This is a genomic window from Turicibacter sp. (genome assembly GCF_017941855.1).
Classification (GTDB): domain Bacteria; phylum Bacillota_I; class Bacilli_A; order MOL361; family Turicibacteraceae; genus Turicibacter; species Turicibacter sanguinis.
This window is the reverse complement of record NZ_JAGAVR010000057.1, coordinates 1-4143: the sequence shown is the minus strand read 5'-3', so window position 1 is coordinate 4143 and position 4143 is coordinate 1. Positions and strand designations below refer to the sequence as shown.

At 33.9% G+C, this 4143-nt stretch carries 5 protein-coding genes and 1 pseudogene; 3 read left to right on the top strand and 3 right to left on the bottom strand.

Going from position 1 to position 4143, the window contains the following annotated elements; all coding sequences use genetic code 11:
• Positions 1 to 23: 23 nt before the first annotated feature.
• Positions 24 to 203 (bottom strand): hypothetical protein, encoded by a 180-nt coding sequence (locus J6D32_RS07765; protein WP_009607699.1) that lies wholly within the window; start codon positions 201 to 203, stop codon positions 24 to 26.
• 322 nt (positions 204 to 525) lie between these two features.
• Between J6D32_RS07765 and J6D32_RS07760 the strand changes: the two genes are divergently transcribed.
• Complete coding sequence (locus J6D32_RS07760) at positions 526 to 1077, top strand: DUF3793 family protein (RefSeq protein ID WP_006785740.1); 552 nt, start codon at positions 526 to 528, stop codon at positions 1075 to 1077.
• A 158-nt stretch (positions 1078 to 1235) separates the two neighbouring features.
• On the opposite strand, the gene J6D32_RS07755 is transcribed toward J6D32_RS07760, so the two are convergent.
• Together J6D32_RS07755 and J6D32_RS07750 are read right to left on the bottom strand one after the other, a co-directional pair.
• Positions 1236 to 1781, bottom strand: coding sequence for a hypothetical protein (locus tag J6D32_RS07755; protein WP_006785741.1), 546 nt, complete (start codon positions 1779 to 1781; stop codon positions 1236 to 1238).
• Between the two features lie 279 nt (positions 1782 to 2060).
• Positions 2061 to 2735 (bottom strand): annotated as a pseudogene (locus J6D32_RS07750) (M28 family peptidase).
• A gap of 654 nt (positions 2736 to 3389) precedes the next feature.
• Between J6D32_RS07750 and J6D32_RS07745 the strand changes: the two are divergent.
• On the top strand, positions 3390 to 3818 hold the full coding sequence (locus tag J6D32_RS07745; protein WP_287467508.1) for a hypothetical protein: 429 nt from the start codon (positions 3390 to 3392) through the stop codon (positions 3816 to 3818).
• 6 nt (positions 3819 to 3824) lie between these two features.
• Positions 3825 to 3980: a hypothetical protein gene (locus tag J6D32_RS07740; protein WP_155061890.1), complete on the top strand. Its 156-nt coding sequence runs from the start codon at positions 3825 to 3827 to the stop codon at positions 3978 to 3980.
• Positions 3981 to 4143: the final 163 nt, after the last annotated feature.

Genomic DNA, 4143 nt, shown 5'->3' with positions numbered 1-4143 from the left:
CTATTAAATTAGAACTCTTTTTATTATTTATTTACGCAATGATGACAACGATTGTAATCATCTTGTTCAGGGAATTTGGCATCGACACGACCACCTGGTCCAACTTCAAGATTACAGTTTGCACAATACGGTGTTTCATCATATTGTCCTTCCTCATAAATTTGTGAGACAGGACCCATTGTAATATCACCAAACCAAATCATAAATGTCCTCTTTTCTAAAAGATTTTATTTAATCATATCGTATTAATGAGGCAAGTTCAAGTGAAACTAATGGTGGAGTTCATCACTATATTTGGTTATTTAGTTAGAGGTGATTATAAATATTGTAAGATGATTTCAGATATGCTATGTTTAAATCAAAAGTTAGCATAAGCTAACTTGAGGAAACAGTTAAAACCTGCTTTTATTTTTAACAATTAGTTAGCATATGCTAACTTGAGGTGGTATACCCACCATTCATCCGTTCTGTTAAAGAGAGTAGATTTGAATATACTAATAAATGCATTAAAAATGAGGTGAAAAAATGAAAAGGACATTAATTGAGCATGCAGCGCCTACATTAGCCGGGTTAAAAACGGCTAATATGTTTAATTATAAATTTAAAAGTAAGGAACAATTAACAGAAGAGCTAATCCTTCTCAATCGAGAATTAAATGAAAAGGGCCTTTATCTTGATGTTCTTCGAGAAAGTTGTCAAACCGTTCTTCTTTATGTGTATCGAAAGAATCAATTATTAGAAGAGTTAAAAGAGGTGAGAACCCGACAATTATTAACGGAATTGGGGTATCATCATCAAGCGACGATTCCGGATCTTTTGAATAGGTTAAAGCAACGTTTATCATCATCTGATGAATTTCCTCATGAAATTGGGGTGTTTTTAGGATATCCAATTGAAGATGTGTTAGGTTTTATTACGAACTGTGGCTCGAATTGTAAATGTTGTGGTTATTGGAAGGTCTATGGGGATGAACAAAAAGCGAAACGATTATTTGGTCAGTTTACAAAGTGCCGAGAAATCTATTTGAAATTATACTTAATGGGACGATCAATTAATCAATTGATTGTATCCGTTTAATAGCTAAATGTGTTAACAATGAGGAGAGCGAAACAGAAAACGCACAGAGAACAATAAAATCCATTGATCATGTGGGAGGGATGTCAAACGCTTGAGAATTCATTCATATCATATCAAAAAAGGTGGCACGACAGAGGTGCGCCCCTTTTTGGTTCAAATTAATCAATAGCACTTAAACTTGAGAGAATTGAAATAAAGGCAATCATAATCAATAGCATATTAGCGACTAAGCCTCCAAGAGTTAAAGCGGCATTAAATAGATAAATGGTTGGAATAAATAAGATAATAATAAATGGAATTGGAATAAATAGTAAATAAGAGCTATACCAGTTCCCATTTAATAACGTCTTAATAAAAGCACAGATAGCGATTAAAAAGGCTGGACAAACGGTTAAGTAACTCGCTCCTGGGAATGTAAAGGTGATAATCAAAGACAAGATAAGAAGCAAGACAAGTAATCCAAGTAAAAATTCTGAGGATTCTTTGAATCGATGTGTCATTTTTTTAATGACTAAGAAGTGCGTGATAAAGGTCACGATAATCACGCTAACGAAGATAAAATCTTCATGTTTCATAAGTGGTAAGTACGTCAGTTTAAATGGACGCCCATTTAACACCGCAATAAAACGTGTTAATAAATAGGATAAACCCATCATTAAAATCGTGAAGCCAGCATTTAAAAACGTATATTTAAAGACTGTCATCTGCTTTTGTATCTGAAGTTTTTTAAATAAGAAGATAATTAAAGCGAAGATTACAATGATTAAAAGATAGTTGAGTGTTTTGGAGTAGTTAATAAATGCCGTTCCAAACGTGAAGAAAATAGAATCATGTGAGGCAGTTAGGGCGTTTGCGTCCGAATAAGTTTCGTCCTAAACAAAAGCTTTTACAATCGGCAAGACGTGATCTCCATAATGCTGAAGGGAAGCATCACTTAAATGATCTGGATTATCATTGGGTGTATGATAATTTTCAAGACCATCTCACACACTGATGTTAATGCCAGGCAAATCATGTTGTAAGAAAATAGTGAAGTCCGACCCATTTGGAAGTAAACGATAAATTTCTGGTGTGATTGAATACGAAAAAGGATGCTCACTTTTTTTAAATAGATCCATAATAGCAGCGTTGTTAGGACTTGTTTCAAACATGACGGCAGGACCTTTTGTACCACGTGCTTCAATATTGATCAGGTAGCGAACCCCTTCAAAAATTTCTGATTCATTGACCGCTTGCTTAGCTCCAAGTAATCCATATTCTTCGCCATCGGTGAAGAGGATTTTAATTCCATTAATCATTGGAGTGTTCATTTCTTAGATCACACGTACTGTTTCAAGAATGGTTGAAAGGCCATATCTTACATCGGTAGCACCGCGTGAACCATCCATTTCAGCATATCGTTCTGGTTTAGCACGAGACCTATCGTAGTGTGTCACGAGCATAATATACGAATCAGATTGTCCTTCAAGTGTTGCATAAATATTTTGCAAGTCTTCGTAACTATCACTGCGCTCAACATAAACATCCTCATATTCGTAAAGTGTGGGTTGGAGTCCGAATGCTTCTAGTTGTGAGATCAGATAATTTCTCACGTTTTCTTTCGCTTCGATATCATAAATAGAATGTGGTTCTTTTGCGATTTCTTGAATATGATTCATCTGATTGGTTACATTGACCTTTGATAAATCATCGTAGTTTGGTGTGGCTGGATTCAGTGATTCAAACCCGATCCAAGCAGACATTGTGACAACTATAATAAGAATTAGAAAAGTAAGTCGTTTATTCGTTTTAAACATAAGTCCCCCTTAAAGATTTGACATTTAGATTTGCTTCCTTCTTAATTTAACAAAATTTAATTACCTTGTTAATCGAAATATTTCAAATACAAAGTATTTTGAGGTTTTATAATCTGAAAAGTAACTGACAGAATCATAAATTTGTTATCCTAATAATTACATATTTATTATTACTGTTTTTTTCTAATTTTTGTGTTTACTCGTGGTATAATCTTAACGTGTTTTTAAGAAGACTATGCGGTTTTAAAAAGGAAATATCGCATGACAGAATTAAAAAAATAAAAGAGCGTTAATGGTGTTATTTAATATCATTTTTATCATCACGTTTGGTTATATTACGTTAGATGCAATGATTCGTCCGCAAGTATGAATCCATTGCTCGTGACGAGAGGAGCAGGGAGGTCCTGTTTATCCTGATAAAATTAAATGCTTATCTTGAAAAATTTTCAAATCAAAAGTTACTATTTATGATATTTGGAAGTTTTTTAGTGAATAATCGCCTTACACCTATTTTTTATGACATGTTTTAAAGTAACGCCTCTTTGGCATTTTGGGACAGTGCATGTTTCAGCACTTAATGCGCAAGAAGGCTTTACGCAGTTTGATAGTTATTTTTACGATTGTTATCCAAATAACATTCCGTTATTTCTATTTGAATTAGGCGTGTTATATTTATTTAAATGGCTAGGCATTAGCAATGATTACATAGCACGTATGCTTGTTAACATTGGTTTTGTGCAATTATCACTCATTTGTTGGTATGTCTTTATTAAACGCTGCGATGGGATGGTGCGAGCGAAAGAATCAGCAATGATCTCTATTGCTCGCCAAGGGATCATTTTAATTCCCATGGCCGTCTTCTTGCCTAAATTCTTTGATACTTTTGGAGATAACTTTGGATTGATTAAGAATTTATTTGAAACAGAGATGCCGAATGGATTATAGGGTGTGATGTTTGCTCAACTGTTATCAGATATAATCACAGCGATTGTGACGGTCATGATCGCCCTTCGTCCGCTCAACGAATTAAAACAATTAGAAAAAGAACAAGAACAGATTGCGGGAAAAATTGAAAAAACAACATTAAAACCGACTATGGAAGGATAGTGCAAAGGCGCTAGGATTAATCATCTTAGCTCTTTTATTTTTGAAAAAAAGGGACAATCCATTTCAAAAGTTAATTTTTTCAATCTGTAATAGGTTGACTTAAAATTTGGAGATGTTATAATTTATCTCGCCGATTATTAAAAAGTAAAAAAAATGTCGAAGG

Excerpts from the sequence above, each read along its gene's own strand:
- J6D32_RS07745 (WP_287467508.1), top strand. The coding sequence starts at position 3,390 with ATGACATGTTTTAAAGTAACGCCTCTTTGGCATTTTGGGACAGTGCAT.
- J6D32_RS07755 (WP_006785741.1), bottom strand. The coding sequence starts at position 1,781 with ATGACAGTCTTTAAATATACGTTTTTAAATGCTGGCTTCACGATTTTA.
- J6D32_RS07740 (WP_155061890.1), top strand. The coding sequence starts at position 3,825 with ATGTTTGCTCAACTGTTATCAGATATAATCACAGCGATTGTGACGGTC.
- J6D32_RS07760 (WP_006785740.1), top strand. The coding sequence starts at position 526 with ATGAAAAGGACATTAATTGAGCATGCAGCGCCTACATTAGCCGGGTTA.
- J6D32_RS07765 (WP_009607699.1), bottom strand. The coding sequence starts at position 203 with ATGATTTGGTTTGGTGATATTACAATGGGTCCTGTCTCACAAATTTAT.